Below are 25,934 nucleotides of genomic sequence, written 5' to 3' on the forward strand. Positions count from 1 at the left end.
GACTACAAGTATTTGTTCACCATCACTCGATAAGCATCTGGAGTTTACATGTCAGATAAGTCTGATTTGCGCGCGACGAGCGCCAGCCGGCCATCATTGCTGGATTTAGATGATCCAGACGCGGAATTCTTCCTGGCCGCAGAAAAAGAAGGTGATCTTCCTGCTTATCGACGTGCACTGGTGGTCATCGTTACTGACCGGGAGCCAGAAGCCTGGGAGGATACCGGACGTCTGGTCACCGAACTATTGGCCGAAGACGATTTCACTGTCGACGGCATCGTGATCGTGCGCAATGATGAGGCAGAAATCCGCCAGGCGATCGAAACTGCCGTCATCGGTGGTGTAGATCTGGTCGTGTCGATCGGTGGAACCGGCGTCGGTGCTCGTGACTGCACCCCGGAAGCAACCGGCAGCTTGGTAGACATGCAAGTTCCTGGCGTGGCGCAGGCGCTACGCTCATCAGGGCAAGCCTGCGGAGCTGTTGATGCCTGCACTTCACGTGGTATCTGCGGCATCTCTGGTTCGACGGTGGTCGTCAACTTGGCATCCTCCCGCGCGGCCATTCGCGATGGCATGGCAACGTTGGGCACCCTGGTGCACCATCTCATTGATCAGCTGCAAAAGCACTCGTTGGATTCTTAATTCGTCGCAACGATGTCTGGTAAAGAAGCATCCAGCCGCGGCGAATTTTCCGATCGCAGGAGTCAGAAAAGGCGTCGTCGGCGGGTAGTCCGAATCTCGGATACTGCGGACTACGACAGAACCGCGGACGATATTCGTGCGCAACCACCCGTCGCAGGGGATTCTGCTGCGACGGGTGGCTCACGGGGTGTTGCGGCGTCGTCAAGCAACCGCAGCAGTGAAGGGGAGCCGGAAACCGGGTTTAGCGATGAGTATTGGCGGGAACAACGCCCACCCCACAGTGTTTATTAGACGTTTATTAGACCCCGCGGTCTGCGGTATTAATCGGTTGCTGGATCGTTAATTTTGGCGTGCTTCGACGTGCTGGAGCCTTGATCTTTTAACAGATCGCGGATTTCTGCCAACAGTTCATCAGTCGTCGGCTGTGGTTCTTTGTCTTCGTCTTCGGAGTCGTCACCGAGACCCAAGCTGCGCTTCCGAGCTTCTTCCAGTTTGTTGATCGGGGTGATGATGATGAAGTACACGATGGCGGCGACGATCAAGAAATTGATGACCGCGGTGATGACGGCACCGAAATCGAGGAAAGTCGCATCGTTGTCAGGATTCAGGTGAAAACCCAGCCCGGAGACGTCTGCGCTGCCCAAAGATGCGATCAGCGGATTGATGACGTGATCGGAAATCGAGGTGACGATAGCGGTAAACGCTGCACCAATGATGACCGCCGTGGACAACTCGATGACATTGCCGCGCATGACGAAATCTTTAAAACCTTGCAACATGAGCGTAAATGTTAGCGCAGTTCATGCAATTCTGTTTATGCGTCACCTTTTCCGGTGGCACGCTCACCGGTGAGCACGACTGTCAGAGGTGTGGTCAGCGATGCTACCGCCACGCGTTGGGCGGCGCTGCTCGGCAATGCAAGCATCACCGTAGCCCTGTTACCTGCAGAACTTGCCTCTCGGGCCATAATGACACGGGCGCCTTCAGCGATGACGGTGGAATCGTGCGCTGTTGTCATGTAGTCGGGAGCAGGGTCGGTGAGTTCTTCATCAACATGGCTGTCGTTTTCCGCGAAAGCGCCGTCGTGCGGAATGGCTTCTGGTGTGTTCTTGCCTTCCGAGATCACGCTTACGGTATCGCCGTGGTTGAGCAGCGGAATCACCTCTGGGTCCGCTAAAGAAATGGGCACCATGTGTGCTGACTCCGTGGAGGCTTCTGCGTTCTCATCGCCTGCATGACCATGCACCAAAGTCGCTGTCAGCTCTGAACTAATAAACCTCGCGCTAGTGACCACTTCACCTGGTTCTGCAGCCGATACGGCGACCGTGCCTAGTACGTCATCTGGGGTGGCAAAAGCGCCATCGGGCGTGAATTCCGCTGGTTGTTCGCGTAGTCCAACGTCATCGTTGGTGATCATGTTGCCTGCTTCCACCGGGCGAACAAAAACTACTACCTCTGGATCGTTAGTCCGACTCTGCAAGGCCAACAGCGCAGCAGCGCATACCAAAACGCCGGCGAGTGCCCTGCGCAAAAGTACTGAACGTTGATGGCCTGGAGTGCACAGCCGCTGCCACATCCCCGAGATCCCAGTAGAGCGAGTCTGGCCAGCCCTGGATTTTTTGCCCAGGGAGTTCTTGCGTGGAGAAACCTGTTGTGGGGAAACCGGCGACGGGTTCCGCGATAGTTGCGACATGCAGCATTAGACGGTGCAACAACCCCAAAGGTTCCGATGAGCAGACAAGATTACGACGGCTAAGGCCGATGCCGGCTACTGCGGCGCTGTTTCCAGGCTGCGCACGCCGCATTCTGTGATGATCTTGTCTACCGCACGGTCGTGTTCATCATGTGGCACAGAATTACAAATCTCGTCTGCAAAGACCACCCCGACGAGCTCCGGCATTGTGGTTCCTGCATTATCGGCGACATGTTCATGGGCGGCGGTAATCGCGCGATCATAAAAGCCAGCGCCTTTGCCTAGCCGAAAGCCATTGCGTGAAATAGCCAGTGCCGGAACAACCATGAGATCGAGGTTGGGTATACATTGCGCACTCGGCAGGCCTTCGGCAATCGGCTCGGAAACGGGCAAGCGTGGATTGCGTACTGTCAGTGAATCCGGGCCTTCGTAGAGCGCCCAATGCAGCTGGAAACCGGGCTTACAGATCGGCAGCCAGAGTTCGTCAGCGCTGCCAGCTAAAGCGTCGAGCAAAAATTCGGCTCCGGGTTCGTCGGCAAGCGGTACATAGGCAGCGATGCGTAGCGGCTGTGCACCGTGGTGTTGCGCATGCACGTAGCGTGCGACCTGCTGGGACAATCGCGTGTTTGCGGCCTGCCAGCTGTCGCGCTGCCTGGCAGCACGCAGACGTAATGCGTGGTGATGTGCGCGCAGTTCGGCTTTGGCAAGTGCAAGGACAGAAGAACTCATGGGTTTAAGGATAGATCGTGTGGCAATGGTTGCTGACAATATTCGATACTTGCTACGGAAAGCCGTGGCCAATTACAAACTGCAAGCAGGTAGTCTTTTGGGCATGTCTCAAGATTCTTCCGGGCTTACACAAGACTTCTCATACGCAGGTAGTGCTGCGGCAACCACGTCTGCTGCAGCAGGCACAGCCGCTGACTCGGTGCACACCGTCGTGGTACCTGCAGCTGGGCTGGGAACCAGGTTTTTGCCCACAACGAAGACTGTCCCGAAAGAACTTTTGCCGGTGGTAGATACTCCCGGTATCGAATTAATTGCCGAAGAAGCCGCTGCCTGTGGTGCACAACGATTGGCAGTTATTACCGCACCGAATAAGCAAGAAATCATGCGGCACTTCGATAGTTTCCCGGATCTGACCCAAACGCTGCAGGCGCGCGGGAAAGATGATCAAGCCAGCAAGGTCGAGCGTGCAGGACAGCTCATCCAACCAGTTGCTGTGGAACAAGAGCAACCTTTGGGCCTTGGGCATGCTGTCGGATTGGCCGAAGAGCTTTTGGGCGAGGATGAAGAGGCTTTCGCGGTGATGCTTCCCGACGACCTCGTGTTGCCAATGGGCGTGATGGAAAAAATGGCTCAGGTCCGCGCCCAGCTCGGCGGATCAGTGCTGTGTGCATTCGAAGTAGCACCCGAAGAAACCGTGAATTATGGCGTTTTTGATGTCGAGCCTGCAGAAGAAGTCGCAGGGCTTCCCGCTGAATGCGTGCAAAAGGTCAAGGGCATGGTGGAAAAACCTGATGCCGGAAAGGCACCGTCGACGTTGGTCGCCGCAGGCCGTTACTTGCTTGATCGAGAGATTTTTTCTGCGCTCGCGCGTATTACGCCAGGCAAAGGTGGCGAGCTGCAGCTGACTGACGCGATTGAGCTGTTGATTCAAGAAGGCCACCCGGTGCATGTGGTGGTGCATCAAGGCACCCGGCATGACCTCGGTAACCCCGGCGGTTTCATTCCGGCGAATGTAGATTTCGGTCTGCAGAATGAGAAGTATGGGCCAGCGCTGTATCGGTCCTTGAAGAAACTGCTCGCTGCTTATGAAGCAGAGCATGAAACAGCCTAGGCCCAGGAAGGTAGATCTCAGATGCGTTCGGTTGAAGAACAGCTTGCGCTGATTACTGATGCTGCCATGACCCCAGAACCGGTTCGCATTGCGATCACCGATGCGCTCGGGCTGATGTGTGCAGAAGAAGTCCAGGCGACCCAGCCGCTGCCGGGCTTCCCGCAGGCAGCAATCGATGGATATGCGGTGCGCGCGGTCGATATTGGCGGCGAACGCGCACTCCGGCCTGCACAACCACGGGTCAATAAATACGGCGAAGCCTCTGACAACCCGCGGGCGAAATCGTCGGCAAGCCAGGAAGCTGCCAACGCAGCGCCTGGCGGCGAATCCCCACTTCCGCCGAGCGCCCCGGCAGCAGAAAAATCCCTACCGGTCGTAGGAGAAGTGCCGGCGGGCTCGCGCCAACCACTACGCCTGCAGCCCAAACAAGTTGTCCGCGTACACACAGGCGCCCCCTTGCCGACACTCTCAGATGCTGTTTTGCCATTGGAATGGACTGATCGCGGCCGCAAGCGCATGACTCCGCACCGCGCGGTGCGCTCCGGTGATTTCGTTCGCCGCGTCGGTGATGACATTCAGCCGGGCGATGTTGCCGTGGCCTCGGGAGCGATTTTGGGGCCGGCCCAGATTGGTTTGTTGGCAGCGGTGGGGCGCGAAAAAGTCCTGGCGTACCCGCGTCCGCGTGTGTCCATCATTTCTTTCGGTCGCGAGCTTGTCGACGTCGACCGCGACCCGGGGCTGGGCCAAGTATTTGATGTGAATTCCTATTCCTTGGCTGCCGCAGCAAAGGATGCAGGTGCCGATGTGCACCGCGTGGGTATTGCAGAAGGCGAGCCCCGGCGGATCAAAGAAATGCTGCAATCGCAGATTATGCGCAGTGAAATCATTGTGATTTCCGGTGCGATTGGCGGTTCGGGCGCACAAATCATGCGAGAAGTTCTGGAAGATCTTGGTGATATTGATACCAGTCGCGTCGCGATGCATCCGGGTTCTGTACAAGGATTTGGGCTGATCGGTGAGCAACGCGTCCCAGTCTTTCTGTTGCCGTCGAATCCGGTGTCATCTTTGGTGATTTTTGAAGTATTCGTCCGCCCGCTGATTAGACTGTCGCGGGGCAAAGGGAGCGCGCACCGTCGTCTTGTACGCGCTCGTTCGATCAATCATTTGGCCTCACGCCCTGGTCGGCAGGGCTTCATTCGCGCACGCCTGATGCGGGACGCACAAACCAGTGATTATTTGGTCGAAGGCTTAGGCGGAGCCACCGGAGCTCCCGCGCACCTGCTGGCGGGGCTATCCCAGGCGAACGCAATGATCCGCATTCCAGAGGATATCGACGAGGTGCGCCCGGGCGATGTCGTTGACGTGATGTTCTTGACGCAACGGGCATAGCCCGGCCGTATCCTGATGCTGGATCCATTTGGCTTGATCTCTCGGCGCCTACGCGCCCCCAGCGTCGGCAAGCCTCATCCGGTGCATCCTGGGTGGCCGGAACTTACACCTGCGGTGACCACGGTTGCCGGAATCCGGGTTCAACTCCGGCCGTTACGACGCGGCGATGGCGAGGATTGGTGTCAGCAGCGGTTGCTCGACGAATCCTGGCTACGGCCAGTGGAACCGACTGGCGTCGACGACTGGGAAACTGCGCACACGAAAGCTGCGTGGCGTGAACATATCTATCTGCTCAATGCCCAAGCTCGGGCGGGTGAAATTATCCCGTTCGCCATTGATGCAGACGGCCAATTCGCAGGCCAATTAACACTGGGCGGGATTCAACACGGAAGCGCTGCGAGTTGCTGGGTGGGGTATTGGGTGGCCTCGCCGTTTATGGGGCAGGGCATCGCAACTGCCGCCGTTGCACTCGGTGTCGATCACGCGTTTGCTCGTGTGGGGCTGCATCGGGTCACCGCTTCGTATTTACCAGAGAACGCTGCGAGCGGTCAGGTGCTGGTGACTAATGGTTTTCGTCGTGAAGGCCTGTTGCGCGGATTTTTGCATGTGGCAGGAGAGTGGCGGGATCACTATCAGGCTAGTGTGCTCGACGATGATTATTCTGCCGCTGCGGTGGAGCGGTTGCGGCAAGCAGGCAGGCTGCGGTGAAGATTCGCGCACTGTGAAAATTCGTGTTCTGATGAAAAATTGCGCACTGGCGAATACTCACGCGCGGTTGACAAGTTGCGCGTTGCAGCGCATTGCGTAGCTAAGCGCACGGAAGTCAGCACGAGAGTCTGTGAGTTTTCTGAGTTCTGCGCACTTGCGGCGTGCCTGGGGGAGTAGTCACATGATTCCCATTAGTCTAAAGCGATAACTAGCGTCTAGTTGCTGACTTCGGAAGGTGGCAAAATGTCAACAACCCTGATCATCGTGTTGATCATCGTCGTCTGGCTCGTTGTGCTTGCGCCGTTGATCTTCCGGGGGCAAAAGCCGATCCGCCACTCGGGTGACGGTTTTAACGACACCCGCGTGGTTTTCTCGGGTGGCAAGGACGTGTTGCAGGCACCGCTGCGCCCGCGGATGAAAAACGCCCGCTCTCACGGTGACGTCGCCAATGATCAGGCTGGCGACTATGAGCTGGTCGAGGCTGAAGAATATGAGATCATCGACGAGCCCTGGCACAAGCGCGACGAAGCCGACGCTGATACCGTAGCTGCTGATCCTGCAGACATTGATTCTGCTGCTGACACTTCTTCCGATGTCATTGACGGCGAAGTCATCGATGGCGACGTCATTGCCGATAACATGCAGGACGCTGCGGAGGTAACCGGTGCTACCGAGTCCGCTGATCGCGATGAAGATCGTCTCGCCGCTGACGACGCTGAGATGGCAGCTACTGAGACAGCCCAGGACAACGCACCGGCGCAACCCCGTGTGGTGGTTACTGAGCTCCCACCGGAGGAAATGTATGACCACGATGAGACCTACACGTCTCCGGTGGACTTGCTGTATCCCGGTGTGACGGATGCCGATGCCGTGATTACGCGCAGCGCAACCGAGCCTGGTGACAACGATGAAGAAGTAGCAGAAAACGCTAGAGGCGTTGCTGATACTGCTGAAGTCACTGCTGACGAGCCTGCGCAGAGAAAGCGGGAGTCGGAGGAATCCGTCCTCGACGACGCTGAGCAGGTTGACGACGCTGAGCAGGTTGCGGAAACAGCTGAGACCACCGAGACAACTACGCGCTCCGGATTTGGTGTCGGGGTCTACCGAGAGGGTGAACTTACTCTCACGGAAGACGAACTCGCTTTTGCCGCACGGCGTTCTGCACGCGGTGGGTGGAATCCAGAAGCAGAACGCAAACTGCAAGCCCAGCGCATTAAGCACCGGCGCAGGGCCTTGCTCACGCTAGTAGCCGCGATTGTCGTTACACTTGCTATCGCCATCCCGGTAGGCGGATGGTTCTGGGCGATGCCAGCAGCAGCCGGCTTGTCGGCATTGTGCTACGTGTTGGCTTTGCGCGGTCAAGTGCAACAGGAACGCGAGTTGCGGGCACGCCGGATTCGTCAACTGCGCCGCGCGCACATGGGCGTGCGCAACCGAGAAGATGACGATCATCGGCCGGCTCGTAGCCAGAATCTGCGTCGCCCGGGCGCGGTTGTTCTGGAAATCGACGATGAAAGCCCGGATTTTTCCGAACTACGCAACGTCGACTACCAACAGATCGAAAACCAGCCAGCGGACTATGCCGCGCGCACTCTGCGCAGGCCGCAGCAGGCAAGCGGTACAACCACCCTGCACCCAGTTGGCAGCGACGGCTCCCTCGAGGAGGGACGCGTCATCCGTTCTCGTGGTCGTCGGGTTGTGTAACTGGTTGCCCAGGGCCAACCTCATAATTGTGCAATCCAATTGCCTCGAATAATGCGAACATCGACGTTGGCCCGACGAAGCTAAACCCTTTAGACTTTAATTTTTTTGCTAAAGCCTTCGACTCTGCTGATTGCGTCGGAACCTCGGCGAGGTGGGAATAGGTCACCTTTGTAGCGCTCCGGGGTGCACCATCCGCGCTATCGCCCGCCGTACTCTCAGCAGCGTTGTAACTGGGAGCGAACTCGTTGATGAGTTCTTCCAACCCTCCCGGGTAGTCCGGATCATCGCGTAAAGCCAAGCACGCCTGGGCGTTCGTTACTACCGCGCGAATCTTACGCTCATTGCGGATCATGCCCTTGGTTGTCACGATGCGCTCGATATCACTAGCAGTGAAATCTGCCACCACGTCTGGCACGAAATTCGCAAATGCTTCCCGCAGGCTTTCGCGGCGTCGCAAAATCAGCTCCCAGGACAATCCTGCTTGAAAGCCCTCCAGACACAGCCGTTCATAATAAGCCTGTTCACCGTGCACAGGTCGGCCCCATTCGGTGTCGTAATAATCCCGCAGCAGGTCGTTGGCGCACGCCCAGGGTGGTCTGGCGATGCCTGCGCTATCGACGAGAAATCCGTTGCTCAACATTGTGTACTGCTCGAGGAGTTCTTCTTTCATATCGGTACCTTTCTTTGCTTTCCGTTGTGTTTTTCGTGCAGCGTGCGCGTCACTGCCCACGTCGCGGTGCACCGGCAGGTATTTCGGCCATAGTTTTTAGACCAGAGTAATGGCGTGTTCGGTTCCCACCGATGTGCCGGGGTAGTCTAGTGAGCATGCATAAGCCCGCAATCCGTGATGCCATGTTGCTGCTCGTACGCATAGTCGTCGGCATCATTTGCATTATCCGGGGGCTGGATAAGCTGTTTTTCCGCGGCATGGATGAAGTTATTGGTAGCTATTCCGCCCAAGCCGTACCGGCTCCTGCCGTGGTTGCCTGGGTCGTCATGTTGCTGGAGGTTTTCCTGGGGGCGGCTTTGGTCGTCGGGCTCTTGACGACGTTTGTTGCCGGGGTGTTGTTCGTCGCAGCCGCGGTCATGCAGTATTTCCTGGGCGGTATCGAGTTTTTGGGCGACCAGCCCAGCTACGAGCCGATGCTGATGTTTTTCACGCTGTTGTTGGTGATCGTCGTTTTCGGTGCTGGCCGCGCCAGTGTGGACGGGGTGTTGGCACGTGCCGAATCATGAAGAAATCCAAACTGCCTTGTCGGCTCGGATTGATGGGGAACCGACCGGCATTGACGACGAGATTCTGGATGCTCACCTTTCAGGATGCGAGGAATGCCAACGCTTTCAGTCTCGCGCTCTCGCGCTCACGCGCAGTATGCATCAGGCCAGCGATGCCACCAGAGCAGGTTTTAACCCGCCGCAACAACTCAGCGACAGTATTCTCGCCGGGGTAGAACCGGCTTGGCGTCGGTCCGCTCGCAAGGCTGCACTGAACACGATCATTGCGCGCTTGGTGTTGTTGGTCTGCGGCATCGGCTTTGGCGTATGGGCGGCGGTTCTGGTGATCGCATCCGGTGGGTTGATCCCGCAATCGCTTGATGTGCAGGGCGATGCGGTGTGGGATCCGTCAGCGGACCCAGAACTGGCTACCGCACTGATCGAGGGCGCGGCGCTGCGGGCAGGCGTTTCACTCGGCTTGCTCGCTGCAGCGTGGCGTCCTTATTGGGCAACGGGTGTGATGCCGGTGGTCGGAGCCATGGGCATGTTCCTGACCGGCTTCACTATCCGTGATGTTGTTCTTGGTGTTGCCAGCGGGCAACAAATTCTGCTCATCGTCATGTTGATCTGCAGTGCGCTGGCGACGGCGTGGCTGTGGGTGCGTTACCGCTATGTGCAGCACCGTTACGTCCAGCTGGGCAACCACATCAGCGAGTGATACCAGCCGTCGGTAATCGTTAAGGCGTAAAGAATCGGCGAGTAATAGATGAACATGCCGACGACCGTCGCCAAGTAAACAATGACGACGAGACTGCCGACGGTCAGTTCGCGTCCCGTCAAGTGCACTAGCAAACGCCACCGAACATACCGTCCGCGGTGTGCCAGATGGCCGAGAATGATCGCATAAATGACGATGACGAACGGAATAAAGGCCGCGGCATAAAAGAAATACATCTGCCGGTCATACGCTGCCAACCACGGGATAAACCCGGCGGCAAAACCAACCAGCGGCCAGGCAAACGCACGTTCGCCGCGCACGACAAGCGCCCAGACAGCCCACAGCAATCCGGGGACGATCAGCCACCAGATCGCCGGGGTGCCGAATAAGAACAACATTTGCCGGCAGCCCGCTTCACTACCGCCGAGTGGACAATCCAGTTCCGTGTTGGAGTAGTACAGAATCGGCCGTAGCCCTGCTAGCCAGGCCCATGGTTTGGAATCCCACGGGTGCGTGTGCCCGCCTGAGCTAGTCAGCGTGGAGTGAAATTCCAGCACCGATTGGTGGTAGTACAGCCAGCTGGCCACTGTATCTGGAAGCGAATGCAGCCAGGAGCCATCCTCGATGGTGCCATCGACCGCGGCGTGTCGATAGACCGCGGTTTCGCTGGCAAACCAGGCGCGCCAGCTCCAGAGGTACAGCAGCACCGGCACAGCGACCAACGAGGCCAAAGCAGCAGGAATGTCCCGGAACCAGACTGCCGAGTACGGGCGTGTGACTCCGTAACGTCGGCGAATTATGAGATCGCCAAGCACGCAGAACAAGCCAAAAAAGGCGATGTAGTACAAGCCTGACCACTTGATTGCGAGTGCGCAGCCGAGCATGATCCCGGCGCCAAACCGCCACCAGCGCACGCCGAAGCGTGGGCCGAAACGCGAATTCCAGGCGTTGTTTCCCGGCTTATCCGCCGAGGTGAATGTGCGGCCGTTACCAGCCGTTATGTTGTCGTCGACAAGTGTCTGCCAGGCGCGATGCATACGCGCGCGCATCTCGCGGTGATCGCGGGCGAGCATCCAAGCTGCGGCAATGATAAAAAACACCTGGAAAATATCCAGCATGCCAAACCGGGAACTCACCAGTAATACGCCGTCGAACGTTGCGATAATGCCGGCGAAAGCGCCGACCTTCCACGATTGGGTCAGTTCACGCGCCAACAGCATAGTCACGATCACAACGGCGGTGCCGAAAGCCGCGGCCATCGCACGCCAGCCCCACGGGGAATAGCCGAAAACGAATTCTGCTAACGCAATAATCTGCTTCGCCAGCGGGGGATGGACCACCAAGCCGTAGCCCGGGTTGGACTCAATGCCGCCGATCAGCAGGTGTTCCCAGCTGCGCACGATGTCCCAGGCCTGGGGTACGTAGTGTTTTTCGTCGAAAATCGGGGTTCCCGACGACACCGGGTGGGACAGTCCAATAAAACGGGTGATCGCGGCCAATATTCCGATACAGAGCAGTGCATAGCCATCGCGCCGGTCAAGCGGTGTTCGGTTGCGCTGCGACTCTGTGAAAGGTCGTAGACGACGCGCATGCGCGGGATTGGCGGTCGGGTGGTCAGCAACGGCAGTCACCCGGCTAAGTTTAGGCCAACGAGAAACTGCTGTGCCATTCTGGAAGTGTGAAACAACAACCCCACGACTCCACCGCACATCCTGCCGAGCAGGGCACCGAACAGCACTTGCCGCACGGTATCATCGTGGCGGCAACCCCGTTGGGAAATCTTGGCGACGCCTCGCCGCGGTTGATTAAGGCCTTGGAACAAGCGCACGTGATCGCGGCAGAAGATACCCGCAGGCTGCGCAACCTTGCCAACGCTTTGGGTGTGGAGCTGCGGGCGAAGGTGATCTCGAATTTTGATCACAATGAGGCTGGGCGCGTCGAGGAGCTATTGCGGGCGGCGCGCACATCGAGCGTGCTGGTGGTTAGTGATGCGGGGATGCCGGTGGTCTCAGACCCTGGGCACAATATCGTGGCGGCCGCGCACCAGGCCGGGGTGCCGGTGACGGCGATACCGGGGCCTTCTGCGGTACCGACGGCATTGGCTCTGTGCGGGCTGAACGTCGGCAAATTTATTTTTGATGGCTTCGCCCCGCGCAAAGATGGAACGCGTCGTAGTTGGTTGGAGTTGCTGCGTAGTGAGCGCCGGGCGGTGTGTTTTTTCGAATCTCCGCATCGGCTGGCAGACACGCTGCATCTTGCCGCGGAAATTTTGGGCCCGGATCGACGCGGGGCAGTATGCCGCGAGCTGACGAAGCTCTATGAAGAAGTCAAACAAGCTCCGTTGGCAGAATTGGCCGAGTGGGCGGCTTCTGGGGTGAAGGGCGAAATCACGGTGGTCATTGAAGGCGGGGAACAACCGGAGATCACGCTCGATGATGCGCTTGCTCGCGTCAGTGAGCTTGTCGACGGCGGCATGCGCTTGAAAGCAGCGTGCAAACAAATCGGTACCTGGACTGCGCATTCCAACCGCGAGCTTTACGACGCGTATGTGCGTGCACGCGACGAACGCGGATAAAATGATGCGCTGCAGCGCAGTTTGTGGAATTTCCAGCTTTTCCTAATTTGATTGCCGGGGATTTTTCAGTCACTCTAGACGCTATGACTAAACCCGAATCACCAGGCGCTGATGACGCCAAACGCGATGACGCTGATGTAGCTCAGGATGAGCCGCAGCTGACGACGGACGCAAATCTCGTCCGTGATGATCTCAATGAGCTATCTGCCACCCGGCAGATCGCTTTTATGCTGGAGCACGAAGACGAAGTTGCGGTCAGCCGTGTCGAGGATTCTGTGGAGCTTGCTTCCGAAACCAGCGACACCTCGATCGACTGGCGGGTCGTTCTTCCAGCAGGCATTTTGGTGCTGGCTACGGTTGTGTGGGGCTTGGCTTTTACCGAGTCCTTCAACGATTTTTCGAGCAGTGCTTTCGGCTGGATTATCGATAATTTCGGCTGGGCATTCATGCTGTTTACCACGATTTTCGTGATTTTCGTTGTGGCTGTCGCGGCCTCGAAATTTGGTGCGATCAAGCTGGGCTCGATTAACGAAGAACCCGAATTCAATACAATTTCTTGGATCGCGATGATGTTCGCGGCGGGCATGGGCATCGGTCTGATGTTCTTCGGCGCTGCGGAGCCAACGTTCTTCTACAACGACGGTGTACCGGGCATCGATAATGACCCAGTTGGTGGCGCGATGGCGCAGGCGATGTTCCACTGGACGCTGCACCCATGGGCGATTTATTCCATCGTCGGCTTGGCCATCGCCTATTCCACGTTCCGTGTGGGGCGTAAACAGCTGTTGTCCTCGGCGTTCGTGCCGCTTATTGGAGAAAAGGCCGCTGCCGGTGGCCTGGGGCGCTTCATCGACATCCTGTCGATTTTTGCCACCGTGTTCGGTACCGCTTGTTCGCTGGGACTCGGTGCATTGCAGATCCAGGCGGGGCTGTCGGCCTCCGGCATCATTGACGATCCTTCGATGTCCGTCGTCATCGGTATCGTTCTGGTACTGACCTTGGCCTTCATCCTGTCGGCATTGTCGGGCGTCGGCAAGGGCATCCAATACCTGTCGAACGCAAACCTGATTCTGGCTGCCATTCTGGCAATCTTCGTCTTCGTTGTCGGGCCCACCGTCGTCCAGCTGAACCTGATCCCAGGCTCGCTCGGCTCATACCTGGAAAACTTCCTCATGATGGCAGGCCGCACCGCAGAAAATGGTGAAGCAGCCGCAGACTTCAGCTCGTCGTGGACGATCTTCTACTGGGCTTGGTGGGTTTCCTGGTCGCCGTTCGTCGGTATGTTCTTGGCTCGCATCTCCCGTGGCCGTTCGGTTCGAGAATTCTGCGTTGGCGTGCTGTTGATCCCGTCTGGTGTCTCGACCATCTGGTTCGCGATCTTCGGTGGTACCGCCATCGACTTGGAGCGCGAAAACGAGGGCGTCGTCTACGGAGACGGCACCACGGAAAACATGCTGTTCAACATGTTTGATCAGCTGCCGCTGGGCTCGATCGCCTCGATCGTCGCGATGGTGCTGTTGGCAACGTTCTTCATCACCTCGGCTGACTCGGCTTCGACGGTGATGGGGTCGATGTCGCAGCGTGGTCGCATGGTTGCAACCCCGTGGCTGTCGGCTACCTGGGGTGTGTTGACCGCTGCTGTCGGTCTGACCATGCTCATTGGCGGTGGCGAAGACGCACTGGATTCGCTGCAGTCGGTGACCATCGTTGCCGCCTCGCCATTCCTGTTGATCATCATTGGTCTGATGTTCAGCCTGGTGAAAGACCTGCGTAACGACGTCATCTACGTCGAGCAGAAAGAACACCAAGCCTTCGCCCGGAAGCTGGCTCGTGAGCGTCGCTTGACCCGCGAAGCACACCGCACCGCAGAGTTGAAGGAGCGTCGTGCGCAGCGCCTGGATAGCTTGAAGCCAGACGCGATGCGCAAAAACCGCTAAAGCCCTTGTGCTGAAGATCCTGTGAATTCTATGAACCCCGGTAACCATGTGGTGCCGGGGTTCAATTATGCTGGAGGGCATGTCTGAAAATGTGCTTGTGAATGTTGCCTGGCCGTATGCCAACGGCCCCCGTCATATCGGACACGTCGCAGGATTTGGCGTACCTTCCGATGTATTCGCGCGCTTTCAGCGAATGCGTGGCAACAATGTCCTGATGGTTTCAGGTACTGATGAACACGGCACTCCGCTGTTGGTGCAGGCGGATAAAGAAGGCGTCTCCGTCCGCGAGTTGGCCGACCGCTATAACCGACAGATCGTCGAAGACCTGCGGGGGCTTGGCCTGTCCTATGACTGGTTTACCCGCACCGTTACCCGTACCCACTACGCCACCGTGCAGGAGCTGTTCAAAGGCCTGTACACCAACGGCTATATGGTGAAAGAAACCACCATGGGAGCGGTATCACCGTCGACGGGGCGCACACTGCCGGACCGCTACATTGAAGGCACCTGCCCAATCTGTGATGCCGACGGCGCTCGCGGCGATCAGTGTGATAACTGCGGCAACCAATTGGACCCGGCTGACCTGATCGACCCGGTCTCTAAGATCAACGGTGAGACCCCGGTCTTCCGCGAAACCGAACACTTTTTGCTGGATCTTCCGGCACTTGCCGACGCATTGCGCGAGTGGCTTTCTACCCGTGAAGGCTGGCGCCCGAACGTATTGAAGTTCTCGCAAAACCTGTTGGCAGATATGCGTCCGCGCGCGATGACCCGCGATATCGACTGGGGCGTGCCCGTGCCGATCGAAGGCTGGGAAAACAACAACGCGAAAAAGCTCTACGTTTGGTTCGATGCCGTGATTGGCTACCTGTCTGCTTCGCTCGAATGGGCGCAGTGCACCGGAGACCCTGATGCGTGGAAGCAGTTCTGGCTGGATCCTACAACCAAGTCTTATTATTTCCAGGGTAAAGACAACATCACCTTCCACTCGCAGATCTGGCCTGCGCAGCTGCTGGGCTATGCCGGCAAGGGTGCCAAGGGTGGCGAGGAACACCGTTACGGCGAGATCAACTTGCCGACGGAAATCGTTTCTTCGGAATTTTTGACGATGTCCGGTTCCAAGTTCTCCTCGTCGAAGGGCGTGGTTATCTACGTCAAGGACTTCTTGGAAGAATTCGGCCCAGACCCGCTGCGTTATTTCATTGCGGTGGCTGGCCCAGAAAATAACGACGCAGATTTCACCTGGGACGAGTTCGTCCGCCGCATCAACAATGAGCTCGCAAATGGTTGGGGCAACCTGGTCAACCGCACGGTGTCGATGGCGCACAAAAACTTTGGTGAAGTGCCAGAACCTGGCGAGCTGAACGATAGCGATCGTCGCATCCTGGATTTGGCGAACAACGCATTCGACGTCGTCGGTGATGCCTTGTCTCGCTCCAAGTTCAAAGCCGGTATTACCCACGCTATGCACATCGTCGGCGAGGCGAATGCCTATATCGCAGAAAACGAACCATGGAAGCTGGCGAAAGACGAATCCCAGCGCGAACGCTTGGCGACGGTTCTGTGGACAGCTCTGCAGGTTGTTTCTGACTGCAACGTGCTGCTGACGCCTTATTTGCCACACTTGGCGCAGCGCGTGCATGAGACGTTGGGACGTGATGATGTCTGGGCGGCACAGCCAGAGATCGTGGAAGTTGTCGATGACTACGACGTCGAGCTCGTCGGCGTGGGCGTGCCAGACAAGGGACAGAAATACCCGGCGATTACCGGCGATTATGATGCGCAGGCAGCGACCTGGAAACGCGTAGACGTTGCTCCGGGAACCGCTTTGGCTAAGCCGAAGCCGCTGATTGCGAAGCTGGACCCTGAGCTCGGCGAGACTGGCCCGTCGTGGACTCCGGTTGCTGATGCAGAAGACTAGAAAATTACAGCGCCGCGTAAGAAGGTGAGTACCACGAGCACCAAGCAGCCGAAAACTTCTTTAATTATCGCGCCTTTGGCTTTCGCCGCAGTGGTTTCCGCTGCGGCGAACTTGCGTGCGGGCATTTCTTCACTGGGTGCCGTGCTCGAGCCAGTGATGGCGGCATTCGCTGCACCGGCTTCGGTGGCCGGCGTGCTGACTGCGATGCCGGGATTCGCATTCGCGATAATGGGGTTGGCAGCAGTGCCGATCGCTCGCCGGTGTGGGCTGTCGACGACCTTGTTGGCAGGCATGGTTGCCATGTTTGTTGGTCTGTCGCTGCGACCGCTGATCGGAGAGTATGTCCCCGGCGGAATTGCCACGTTTATCGTCTTGACCGCGCTGGTGGTCGCCGGTATCGCGTTATTGAACGTGCTGCTGCCGGCGTGGATTAAACAGCATGCTCCGCGCCGCTCTGTGGTGTTGATGTCGTGTTATTCCGGTTTTTTGGGCTTGTCCGGGGCCGTCGCGCCACTGAGCGCGTTGTGGTTTTCCGGGGACAACGCCTGGCGCCTGGCGCTGGGAGCCTGGGCGGTGCTCGCAGCGATCCAGCTTGTGGTGTGGGTGATTGTCGTCGCTCGGGTCGGCGTCGATAAGCCTGCCAAGCCACAGCAAAAACAGCGCGGCCAAACAATCCAAGACGACCAAGACCAAGACAGTGAAGATCTTGCCCTGGAAAAAACCTCGCTATGGCGTTCGCCCACAGCGGTGGCCATGATGGTGCTGTTCGGTCTGCAGTCTTCGAATGCGTATGTGCAAATGGGTTGGTTGCCGCAGATGTACATCGATCAGGGCGTTGCCCCAGGACGAGCCGCGGTGGCATTGGCCGTGCTCGGCTGCGTCAACGTCGTCGGTGGTGTGAGCATGCCTTTTGTGGTGGCGCGCATTCGTGATCTGCGCCCGTTGATCGTTGTCTTTGGCGTGCTGACCACCGGTGGCTACGTGGGAATTATTTTCGCGGGTGCGCATGCCCCCGATCTCTGGGCGATTGTGCTGGGGCTGGGCGGGATGTGTTTCCCGACGATCCTCGCGTTGTTGGCAGCGCGCACACGCACACCAGAAGTCACCGCACGATTGTCGGGGTTCGTGCAGCCCTATGGCTATTTGATGGCCGGCTTGCTCCCGTTGTTGATCGGATTTGTCTACCAAGCCACCGGCCAGTGGCTGTTGATTTTGCTCGTGATGGCACTGACTGGCGTGGGCATGTCCGCGCTGGGCTACCGGGCAGGCAAGAAAGTCTTTATTGAAGACGAGTTGGTGCAGGCTGCGCAGTCAGAACCGGCCGTTTAACCGTTAAACTGGGAGATTATGTCGAAAAAGAAGTCGCGCCCCCAACCGTTTCCTGCCCCCGAAATCACTGGCATCGTTGATGCACACACTCACTTGACCTCATGCCGGGATGCCAGCGTAGAAGAGCTTCTGGAACGGGCGATCAGCGGCGGTGTCGGAGAGATGTGCACGGTTGGTGATGACTTAGCCGAGGCCGAACAGGCGCTGCGCGCGGCGCAAAAATATCCTAATCTGCATGCTGCCTGCGCGATTCACCCAACCAAAGCGGACCAGCTTGACGACGCAGCCAAAGCTCGCTTGCAGCAGATGGCACGTGATGAAAACTGCGTCGCGATCGGTGAAACCGGCCTGGATACCTATTGGATAACTCATTCTCCCGAGACCACTGCGAGTTTGGAACGGCAGGAAGCCTCTCTGCGCTGGCATACCCAGTTGGCGCGCGAGGTGGGGAAAACGTTGATGATTCATAACCGAGAAGCCGACGCAGATTTGTTGCGCATTCTTGACGACGAACCGGCGCCACCGCAGGTGATGCTGCATTGTTTTTCTTCGCCGGTAGCGATGGCGAAAGAAGCCATCGAGCGCGGGTGGATTCTGAGTTTCGCTGGCAATGTGACTTTCAAGCGCAACGAGGAATTACGCCAAGCTGCCGCGTTGGTGCCCGCAGGGCAGTTGCTGATTGAAACCGATGCTCCGTTTATGACGCCAGAGCCGTTTCGCGGTGCACCGAACGAGCCTTCACTGGTGGGGCATACTGCACTGTGCGTTGCGCAGCAGCGTGGGCAAACCCCAGAAGAACTCGCTGCCGAGGTTCGTGCGACGTACCACCGCGTGTACGGCTTAGCGGACGATTAGCACTGGACGTAGGTTGTGACAAATTACACAAGCTTGGTTGTGCCAGCGTAGCTGTTCTGAAAGTGGCGTTGGTGAACTGTGGGTGAGCTGTGAAATATGTGATGAATGAGATTTCTTCGCGTTTCGCAACACGCTGACTCGTTACCGTATTGTTACTGTCGTTGCATTATCTGTGAATCTTTCGTGTGCTCGAGGGTTCACATCACGTGAGAATTTTAAGGAAGCGCATGTCTACCACCAAGCAGGTCCAGCGGATCAACAACAACGCCTCAACGCCATTGCGTCTTGCCACCGGGGGCGTCGTAGGCGCGCTGTTGGTGGGTGGTGTCGTCGGGTTGAATGCCCACAAAGACATCGTCGTCGATGCTAATGGCGAGATGATTGAGCTTTCCACCTTCGCCAGCGACGTTGAAGCTGCGCTTGCCGACGCCGACCTGGAGCTTGGCGCGCATGATGTCATTTCACCGGCATTATCGGAGGATGTCCACGAAGGCGATACCATCACGGTGCGCACCACCAAGCCTGTCGCTGTCACCATCGATGGGGCAGATACTGAACTGACCACGACCGCAAGCACTATCGGTGAGCTGCGCAGCGAGATCGACGGTCTGCACCGCAACGCCAAATTGCTGGCCAATGGCAAAGAGGTGCTTGGCGACGATGAGCTGACTACCGGCATGAAGCTAGAAGCGGTTGTGCCGAAGATCGTTGCCATCACCGATGGCGGCAAAACCGTGTACACGCAGCAGGCAGTACGTACCGTCGGCGAGCTGCTTGACGCGCGCGATATTCAACTCGGCGAATTCGACCGCCTGCACCTGCCGGAAGACGCCAAACTCACCACCGGCATGGAAGTCGTGATCGATCGTGTGAACTTCGAAGATGAGCGCATCGGTGAGCCGATCGAACCCGAGGTGGTTTACCATGACGACGCGAATCTGCCCGAAGGTGATGAGCACGTCGTTGAAGCCGGTGTGCAAGGCCACCGCGAGGTAGTTCTGCGCAAGAAGTTCGTCAATGGTCACGAAGAATCCATCGAACGAGTCGATGAGCACGAAACCGTTCCTGCGCAGCCACGCGTGATTTCCCGGGGCACGAAGCCTGCGCCGTCGGCACCAGCAGCACCGGCGGTAGCTGGAGGATCGGTCTGGGATGAACTTGCCGCCTGTGAATCCAACGGAAATTGGTCGATCAACACCGGAAACGGTTACCACGGCGGACTGCAGTTCAACGCTGGCACCTGGGCCGCGTACGGCGGAACCGCATATGCGCCCACCGCAGATCTTGCCACGCGTGAGCAACAGATCGAGATTGCGAAGAAGACTCAAGCCGCGCAAGGCTGGGGCGCCTGGCCTGCATGCACAGCGAAGATGGGTCTGCGCTAACTGCTGTTAAACTACCGGCATGGCACATGATGAGGCGAGCGCCGACAATCTTGGCACGGTAGAGCTATTAGGCCCGGTTGAAATCCGGGCTCTTGCCGACGAAATCGGCATCGTCCCAACGAAAAAACTCGGGCAAAACTTTGTCCACGATGCCAACACTGTTCGGCGCATCGTCGATACGGCAAAGGTGCGCGCCGACGACCACGTGCTCGAGGTCGGTCCGGGGCTCGGTTCGTTGACGCTCGGTTTGTTGGATGTCGCTGCCCACGTTACGGCTATCGAAATTGATGAGCGCCTGGCGGCGAAGCTGCCCGAAACAGTGGCGACCCGTGCTGGAGAGCTCGCTGCACATTTTTCTTTGGTGACCACCGATGCACTGCGCGTTACTCCGGAGCAGGTGGCAGCAGCATCACCGGAATCCATCGGTGCACCCACCGCTCTCGTGGCGAATCTGCCGTACAACGTTGCAGTTCCTGTGTTGTTGCACTTGTTGGCGCAGTTTCCGAGCATTAGCCGCGTGTTGGTGATGGTGCAGGCAGAAGTTGCCGACCGTCTGGCGGCTCAGCCGGGGAACAAAATCTATGGTGTACCGAGTGTCAAAGCCAGCTTCTATGGCGAGGTTAACCGTGCTGGCACAATCGCAGAACATGTGTTCTGGCCTGCACCGACGATAAAATCAGGCTTGGTGCGCATCGAACGTTATCCCGCAGATTCGCAGCCCTGGCCGATCACCGATGATTCGCGGAAAGCCGTGTTCCCCCTGGTGGACGCGGCATTCGGGCAGCGGCGTAAAACGCTACGCGCAGCATTATCCAAGCATTACGGTTCTGCGCAGGCTGCCGAAGATGCATTGCGCGCGGCAGCTATTGACCCGAGTTTAAGGGGCGAGAAACTCAGCGTTGCAGATTTCGTGCGTCTTGGAGGGGAAGGCTAAGTCGTGGTGGGCGAATATTCGACACAATTCGCACGAGCAAATTCGTATACGGCCCGTGCATTTGCCAAGGTGAATCTGCATTTGGCGGTGGGGCCCGCACGTGCAGATGGCTTTCATGAGCTCGTGACGATTTTTCAGTCTCTGGATCTTTCCGATACGGTGCGCTTGTCCGTCGTCGACAGTAGTACCGACAGTGAGAGCGAATCTGGCGATCCTGCTTCCCAGGTGCACTCGCTGGTGGTAACCGGCAACGATTGTGCAGCAGTACCCACGGATTCTTCGAACCTTGCTTGGCAAGCAGTGGATGCGGTCGCAGATGCCCTGCGCGCTGCTCACGGCATTGAGCTCGCACTGCCGCAGGTGGCTGTTGCTATTGAAAAATCGATCCCCGTAGCAGGTGGCATGGCCGGCGGATCTGCTGATGCAGCAGCGGCATTACGTGCAGCCAATGCGCTGTTCGCCGATCATGCTGGGGTTGCCGAGCTCGATGAGAATGTTGTGCATGAGCTTGCAGCCCAGCTGGGATCTGATATTCCCTTCTGCCTGCACGGGCATACTGCTTTAGGGCAGGGCAGAGGCGAAAAATTACATGGCGTGCCCACCGTCGGCACTTTCTGTTGGGCTTTGGTGGCGCATGAGCAGGGCTTGTCGACGCCGCGGGTGTTTGGCGTCTTCGACGAACTTTCGGAGCACGGCCCACAGTCACAAGCTCTAGCTCAGGATAAGGCGTGCGCAACTTACCCGAGTCCAGAGGAAACGAGGAAGCTGGCGGCTGCGCTGCAGGAAGGAAATGTGCAGCGCGTCGCTGGGTTGTTACGTAACGATTTGCAAGCGGCGGCCGTGCACGTGCGGCCGGATTTGCGCGAGGTCTTGCGCGTGGGCATCCAAGCGGGAGCGCTGACCGGCATCGTTTCTGGGTCGGGGCCTACCTGCGCGTTTTTGTGCACCGATGTGGCAACTGCGCGCCAGGTTACACGCGAGGTAGAAAAGACAATAGCCGGTACCCGTGGCATTGTTGCCACGAGCCCGGCTGGTCGTGCAGAGCTCATAGAGAATTAACTCTGCTACGGGGCTACATTATTTCGCTACACCCATTTCGACTGGTGCGAAGTCGAGTTCAGTGCGGGTGACTACTTCGCCGTCCTTCAGGTCAACCATCAGGAATTCTTTGTTTTCGGCGTCGGTGACATACGCAATATCGCCATCCACCTTCAGGATCGGACCAGGCTCTTGCCACTCTTCCTTTTCTTCCCAAGGTTCGATGACTTCGATGCGGTCGGTTACCTCACCGGATTCGACATCAATGATGTTCAGGTAGCCGTCGTAGGTCAAGACAACACCGTCGCCATCGGCGGTGCGACCCAGCGAACGGAACCAGTAGGAATCTTCCAGATCAACCTTCTTGATCGAGTAGTCGCGGGTATCGATCAACGCGACCGAGGTTGGGCGTTCTTGTTCGGCGTCCTCGTCGGTCTTGTTATCGCCGAGGACAATAGGCGATGCTTCGCTGCCTGCCAGGTTGCCGGAGCGCTGGTAGCCGTCGGTCCAGATGTCGCTGGCATCGACCTTGTGGAATTCCTCGTCTTCCACGTCGAACACGACTGGTCCGTTGGTGCAGCCGAAGGCCACGTTGCCGCCTTCTGCAACTGCCTCACCATGGATGCCTGGGCAATCATCGGTGGAAGCCAGGACCTCGTTGTCCAGGCTGCGGTATTCGATGCGGTGGCGCTCATCTTCCGTGCCGACGGTGGTGAGGTAGCTACCGTCTTCGAAAGGAACTGCAACACCGTGGTGTGGATCGCCGGACTCTGCGGTGATCAGGTGTGCTGGGCGCATCGAGGTGGTGCCGTCTTGCAGCTCGTCATTGTCGAAGATGGTGATATCGCCGGTGCCGTCGTCGAAAAGCGCAGTCTTACCGTCGTGCTGGACGACGTGGCCTGGCTTCTCGGCGGCCAAAATGGCATCAGTCAGTTCTGGTGACTTCTCGTAGTAGTGGTTGTGATCGCCGTGCGGCTGGGTAACGGCACCGGTATCGAAGATGGTGAAGCCGTCTTTGCCGGAGACAAACAGGTGGCGGGTATCGCCGGCTGGGTTCAGACGGTGGAAGCCTTTAATTTCTTCTTCGTCAACGATTTCGCCGGTGGAAGGGTCGATCGTCGTCAAGCCTTTGTCGTGGGAGAGCACGATACGCTGCGGCAGGGAGGAGACTTCGGTGAGTTCACCATCGTCAGCATCGGGGCCGTCGTGATCGTGGCCGTGGGATTCAGACTCGCTGGCCTCAGAGGTGGCGGTGGTCTGATCGGCGCTGGTGGCGTCTTCGTCTGGGCTGGAGCAAGCAGCAAGAGCAAAAGACGTGGCTACTGCCATGGTCACAGTGGAAAAAATACGTCGTTTCATATATTTCACAGTAATGAAAATGATTTTACTGTGCAAAAACTCGCGGAGGTGACAAGGCGGGGGCGAGCTGGGGTGCCGCGCTGGAAGAAGATTGCTGGAAGAAGATTATTGTCTGTGCGGGCGGCACCGTGATTTAAGATGGAATGATTATGGTGAACCTGTTGAATGCAGAAAATATCTCGCAATCTTTCGGCCTGAAAACGCTTCTCGACGGCGTCTCGCTCGGTGTGCAATCCGGCCAGCGCATTGGTGTCGTCGGCGTTAACGGTGGCGGAAAGACCACCTTGCTGGAAGTGCTCACCGGATTAGTAGAACCAGATAGCGGCCGTGTTGCGCGCAATTCTGATCTGCGCATGGCTGTGGTCACTCAACGCGCAGAACTAGATCCTGCCGCCACCATCGGCCAAACGGTCGTCGAACCGCTTGGGCTGGATACCTTCGAATGGGCATCGAATGCGAAAGTACGCGACGTCCTCGGCGGGCTGGGGGTTGCTCAGCTGGGGCTGGATACTCCAGTCGGGCAGTTATCAGGAGGGGAGAAGCGCCGGGTGAACCTCGCAGCTGCACTCGTGCAGGATCTCGACCTGGTGGTACTCGACGAGCCCACCAACCACCTGGATGTCGAGGGCGTGCAGTGGCTGGCCGATCACCTGTTGCGTCGTAAAGTTGCGGTCCTGGTGGTCACCCACGACCGCTGGTTTTTAGATACCGTCGCCCAGCTGACCTGGGAAGTCCACGATGGCACAGTAGACGTTTACGACGGCGGTTACAACGACTGGATTTTCGCACGCGCCGAACGTCAACGCCAGGCAGAGGCAGCCGAACAACGCCGGCAAAATCTGGCGCGGAAAGAATTAGCGTGGCTGCGCCGTGGTGCTCCGGCACGTACCTCGAAGCCGAAATACCGGATCGCTGCTGCCGAGGCATTGATCAAAGACGTGCCACCGGTGCGCAATAGCGTCGAGCTGATGTCGTTTTCCAAACAGCGGCTGGGACGGAAAGTCATCGAATTGGAAAACGCGCGGCTGGAAACCCCTGACGGGCAGGTGCTTGTCGACGATCTCACCTGGCGGCTCGCGCCGGGCGAGCGCGTCGGGTTGGTCGGGGTGAACGGTTCCGGCAAGACGACACTGTTGCGCGCACTAGCCGGCGAGCACGAGCTGGCGGCCGGTAAACGCATCGAAGGCCAGACCGTGCGACTGGGCTGGCTGCGGCAGGAACTCGATGATCTCGATCCGCAACGTCGTTTATTGGACGCTGTCGAAGACGTTGCGGCCTATGTGCACATGGGCAAAAAGGAACTCTCTGCTTCACAGTTGGCAGAACGTCTTGGGTTTAGCCCGAAGCGTCAGCGCACTCCGGTGGGCGATCTTTCTGGTGGTGAACGCCGACGCTTGCAGTTGACCAGGGTGTTGATGAGTGAGCCGAATGTCTTGCTGCTCGACGAGCCGACGAACGATCTGGATATCGACACTTTGCAAGAGTTGGAGTCGTTGTTGGATGAGTGGCCGGGCACGTTGGTCGTGGTCTCGCACGATCGCTATTTGATTGAGCGCATCACCGATGCGGCCTACGCCTTGTTTGGCGATGGAAATCTGCAGCACCTGCCGGGTGGAATCGAGCAATATTTGCAGGTACGTGCGGCGAGTGGTGACGGTGCACCCCGTGGAGCATTAGATCTCGGGCCGAATAAAACCGGCGGATTCGCGGCAGCGGGTGCCGCCGATGACGCGGGTTCGGGAAATGCCGCTGCGCGTGGAACCGCGCAAGCAGACACGGCTCGTGCTGGGGCTAGTGCTAATGGAGCCGGTGGAGCCAGTGGAGCTGGTGGCGTCGGCAAGTCTGGTATTTCTGCCCAGCAAGAACGCGAGATCACCAAGGCTATGCGTGCGCTGGAGCGCAAGATGGATAAGTTGGAGAAGTCGGAAGCGCAGCTCGACGAGAAAATGGCGGCGGCTGCTGAAGACGTCGACACGCAGCGGTTGACGGAGCTCAATGAAGAGAAATCTGCGGTGGCAGGGCGCCGGGAAGAACTCGAAGCCGAATGGTTGGAGCTGGCTGATAAGTTGGATGCACAATAATTGCCGCGTCGACGTGTCGTTGATTCGGGGGAGTCCGGCCAACACGCTGGGCTAAAGGTGCGATTATGCCCGAAGGGTATGTCACCATGAAGGCATGGCTTTCTCACGTAAATTCTTTACCGCGCTCGCAGCGACCACAGTGATCGGCGCGGGAATTCCTGCGGCGGCATCGGCGCAGCCTGCTTCTTTTGCTTTGCCCACGCCGCAACAATTGACGGCTGGGTCCTCGGATGCCAGCGCTGGCGTAGCGTCCTGGAGTTTGGAACAGGCCACGAAGTTGCACCTCATGGCGATGGGCCACCATCGCAATGAAGAAGCCCAGCGCATTGCCCAGGACTGGGCTAACCAGGCCGCCCGTGGTGAGGTGGAGTTCCACGGGAACGTAGGACGCGGAAATACTGCGCACGATCGTGGTACCGGCAATATCTACCGCATGACTCCGAGGGAAGCTGCCCAGCGCATCGCATGGCTGCTGAACCCGACCAACCGCACTGGTGATGGTAAGGGATTTGGTGTTTCGGGCGTTGATGCGCACGGCAACGTGTACTTGGCGGAATTTTTCTTGCACTAGAATGTGCGTAGTCACACGTTAGCGAAAAATGTGCGTAGTC

Annotated in this window: 24 protein-coding genes; 18 read left to right on the top strand and 6 right to left on the bottom strand. The window is 58.0% G+C overall.

Features of this window, described 5'->3' with window-relative positions; genetic code table 11:
- Window positions 1-48 precede the first annotated feature (48 nt).
- Window positions 49-642: a MogA/MoaB family molybdenum cofactor biosynthesis protein gene (locus U1140_RS00300; protein ID WP_369845419.1), complete on the top strand. Its 594-nt coding sequence runs from the start codon at window positions 49-51 to the stop codon at window positions 640-642.
- Window positions 643-654: 12 nt separating this feature from the next.
- Window positions 655-933 carry a hypothetical protein gene (locus tag U1140_RS00305; RefSeq protein WP_369845421.1) on the top strand — a complete coding sequence of 93 codons (279 nt, stop codon included), beginning with the start codon at window positions 655-657 and terminating at the stop codon, window positions 931-933.
- 29 nt (window positions 934-962) lie between these two features.
- On the opposite strand, the gene mscL is transcribed toward U1140_RS00305, so the two are convergent.
- The 3 genes from mscL to U1140_RS00320 form a co-directional block, all read right to left on the bottom strand.
- Window positions 963-1,421, bottom strand: coding sequence for a large conductance mechanosensitive channel protein MscL (gene mscL, locus U1140_RS00310; protein WP_369845423.1), 459 nt, complete (start codon window positions 1,419-1,421; stop codon window positions 963-965).
- A gap of 35 nt (window positions 1,422-1,456) precedes the next feature.
- On the bottom strand, window positions 1,457-2,335 hold the full coding sequence (locus U1140_RS00315) for an SAF domain-containing protein (protein ID WP_369845425.1): 879 nt from the start codon (window positions 2,333-2,335) through the stop codon (window positions 1,457-1,459).
- 75 nt (window positions 2,336-2,410) lie between these two features.
- The gene (locus U1140_RS00320) at window positions 2,411-3,064 is read right to left on the bottom strand and encodes a 5-formyltetrahydrofolate cyclo-ligase (protein WP_369845427.1); all 654 of its coding nucleotides are present in this window, start codon (window positions 3,062-3,064) and stop codon (window positions 2,411-2,413) included.
- 103 nt (window positions 3,065-3,167) lie between these two features.
- Between U1140_RS00320 and U1140_RS00325 the strand changes: the two genes are divergently transcribed.
- From U1140_RS00325 to sepX, 4 genes are all read left to right on the top strand, one after another.
- A complete protein-coding gene (locus tag U1140_RS00325; protein ID WP_369845429.1) occupies window positions 3,168-4,175 on the top strand; it encodes a UTP--glucose-1-phosphate uridylyltransferase in 1,008 nt (335 codons plus the stop codon).
- Window positions 4,176-4,196: 21 nt separating this feature from the next.
- Window positions 4,197-5,564 (top strand): molybdotransferase-like divisome protein Glp, encoded by a 1,368-nt coding sequence (gene glp / locus U1140_RS00330; protein ID WP_369845431.1) that lies wholly within the window; start codon window positions 4,197-4,199, stop codon window positions 5,562-5,564.
- Window positions 5,565-5,579: 15 nt separating this feature from the next.
- Window positions 5,580-6,272 carry a GNAT family N-acetyltransferase gene (locus tag U1140_RS00335; protein WP_369845433.1) on the top strand — a complete coding sequence of 231 codons (693 nt, stop codon included), beginning with the start codon at window positions 5,580-5,582 and terminating at the stop codon, window positions 6,270-6,272.
- A gap of 243 nt (window positions 6,273-6,515) precedes the next feature.
- On the top strand, window positions 6,516-7,976 hold the full coding sequence (sepX, locus tag U1140_RS00340) for a divisome protein SepX/GlpR (protein WP_369845435.1): 1,461 nt from the start codon (window positions 6,516-6,518) through the stop codon (window positions 7,974-7,976).
- On the opposite strand, the gene U1140_RS00345 is transcribed toward sepX, so the two are convergent.
- Window positions 7,945-8,646, bottom strand: coding sequence for a DNA-3-methyladenine glycosylase I (locus U1140_RS00345; protein ID WP_369845437.1), 702 nt, complete (start codon window positions 8,644-8,646; stop codon window positions 7,945-7,947). The two genes, sepX and U1140_RS00345, sit on opposite strands and share 32 nt — an antisense overlap.
- 155 nt (window positions 8,647-8,801) lie before the next feature.
- On the opposite strand from U1140_RS00345, the gene U1140_RS00350 reads away from it, so the two are divergent.
- Together U1140_RS00350 and U1140_RS00355 are read left to right on the top strand one after the other, a co-directional pair.
- Window positions 8,802-9,212: a DoxX family protein gene (locus U1140_RS00350; RefSeq protein WP_369845439.1), complete on the top strand. Its 411-nt coding sequence runs from the start codon at window positions 8,802-8,804 to the stop codon at window positions 9,210-9,212.
- The gene (locus U1140_RS00355; RefSeq protein ID WP_369845441.1) at window positions 9,199-9,909 is read left to right on the top strand and encodes a zf-HC2 domain-containing protein; all 711 of its coding nucleotides are present in this window, start codon (window positions 9,199-9,201) and stop codon (window positions 9,907-9,909) included. Before U1140_RS00350 ends, U1140_RS00355 begins: the two co-directional genes overlap by 14 nt.
- Here the strand turns inward: U1140_RS00355 and U1140_RS00360 are convergent.
- A complete protein-coding gene (locus U1140_RS00360; RefSeq protein ID WP_369845443.1) occupies window positions 9,876-11,540 on the bottom strand; it encodes a dolichyl-phosphate-mannose--protein mannosyltransferase in 1,665 nt (554 codons plus the stop codon). The two genes, U1140_RS00355 and U1140_RS00360, sit on opposite strands and share 34 nt — an antisense overlap.
- Before the next feature lie 47 nt (window positions 11,541-11,587).
- Between U1140_RS00360 and rsmI the strand changes: the two genes are divergently transcribed.
- The 8 genes from rsmI to U1140_RS00400 all read left to right on the top strand — a co-directional run bounded on the left by rsmI (window position 11,588) and on the right by U1140_RS00400 (window position 21,904).
- Window positions 11,588-12,484 carry a 16S rRNA (cytidine(1402)-2'-O)-methyltransferase gene (gene rsmI, locus U1140_RS00365; RefSeq protein WP_369845445.1) on the top strand — a complete coding sequence of 299 codons (897 nt, stop codon included), beginning with the start codon at window positions 11,588-11,590 and terminating at the stop codon, window positions 12,482-12,484.
- Window positions 12,485-12,567: 83 nt separating this feature from the next.
- Window positions 12,568-14,421, top strand: a complete 1,854-nt coding sequence (locus tag U1140_RS00370) for a BCCT family transporter (protein WP_369845446.1) — start codon at window positions 12,568-12,570, stop codon at window positions 14,419-14,421.
- A gap of 79 nt (window positions 14,422-14,500) precedes the next feature.
- Entirely contained in the window at window positions 14,501-16,342 is a 1,842-nt protein-coding gene (metG, locus tag U1140_RS00375; RefSeq protein ID WP_369845448.1) for a methionine--tRNA ligase, read from the top strand.
- A gap of 24 nt (window positions 16,343-16,366) precedes the next feature.
- Window positions 16,367-17,671: an MFS transporter gene (locus U1140_RS00380; protein ID WP_369845450.1), complete on the top strand. Its 1,305-nt coding sequence runs from the start codon at window positions 16,367-16,369 to the stop codon at window positions 17,669-17,671.
- Between the two features lie 18 nt (window positions 17,672-17,689).
- The gene (locus U1140_RS00385; protein ID WP_369845452.1) at window positions 17,690-18,526 is read left to right on the top strand and encodes a TatD family hydrolase; all 837 of its coding nucleotides are present in this window, start codon (window positions 17,690-17,692) and stop codon (window positions 18,524-18,526) included.
- A gap of 227 nt (window positions 18,527-18,753) precedes the next feature.
- A complete protein-coding gene (locus U1140_RS00390; RefSeq protein ID WP_369845454.1) occupies window positions 18,754-19,911 on the top strand; it encodes a transglycosylase family protein in 1,158 nt (385 codons plus the stop codon).
- A 19-nt stretch (window positions 19,912-19,930) separates the two neighbouring features.
- Window positions 19,931-20,845 (top strand): 16S rRNA (adenine(1518)-N(6)/adenine(1519)-N(6))-dimethyltransferase RsmA, encoded by a 915-nt coding sequence (gene rsmA / locus U1140_RS00395; RefSeq protein WP_369845456.1) that lies wholly within the window; start codon window positions 19,931-19,933, stop codon window positions 20,843-20,845.
- 6 nt (window positions 20,846-20,851) lie between these two features.
- Window positions 20,852-21,904 (top strand): 4-(cytidine 5'-diphospho)-2-C-methyl-D-erythritol kinase, encoded by a 1,053-nt coding sequence (locus tag U1140_RS00400; protein WP_369845651.1) that lies wholly within the window; start codon window positions 20,852-20,854, stop codon window positions 21,902-21,904.
- A gap of 18 nt (window positions 21,905-21,922) precedes the next feature.
- Here U1140_RS00400 and U1140_RS00405 read toward each other — a convergent pair whose 3' ends face one another.
- On the bottom strand, window positions 21,923-23,242 hold the full coding sequence (locus U1140_RS00405; protein ID WP_369845458.1) for a hypothetical protein: 1,320 nt from the start codon (window positions 23,240-23,242) through the stop codon (window positions 21,923-21,925).
- A 149-nt stretch (window positions 23,243-23,391) separates the two neighbouring features.
- On the opposite strand from U1140_RS00405, the gene U1140_RS00410 reads away from it, so the two are divergent.
- Together U1140_RS00410 and U1140_RS00415 are read left to right on the top strand one after the other, a co-directional pair.
- A complete protein-coding gene (locus U1140_RS00410; RefSeq protein WP_369845460.1) occupies window positions 23,392-25,323 on the top strand; it encodes an ABC-F family ATP-binding cassette domain-containing protein in 1,932 nt (643 codons plus the stop codon).
- Window positions 25,324-25,417: 94 nt separating this feature from the next.
- A complete protein-coding gene (locus U1140_RS00415; protein ID WP_369845462.1) occupies window positions 25,418-25,894 on the top strand; it encodes a hypothetical protein in 477 nt (158 codons plus the stop codon).
- Window positions 25,895-25,934: the final 40 nt, after the last annotated feature.

Origin of the sequence: Corynebacterium drakensteinense (genome assembly GCF_041224285.1) — a bacterium.
GTDB lineage: Bacteria > Actinomycetota > Actinomycetes > Mycobacteriales > Mycobacteriaceae > Corynebacterium.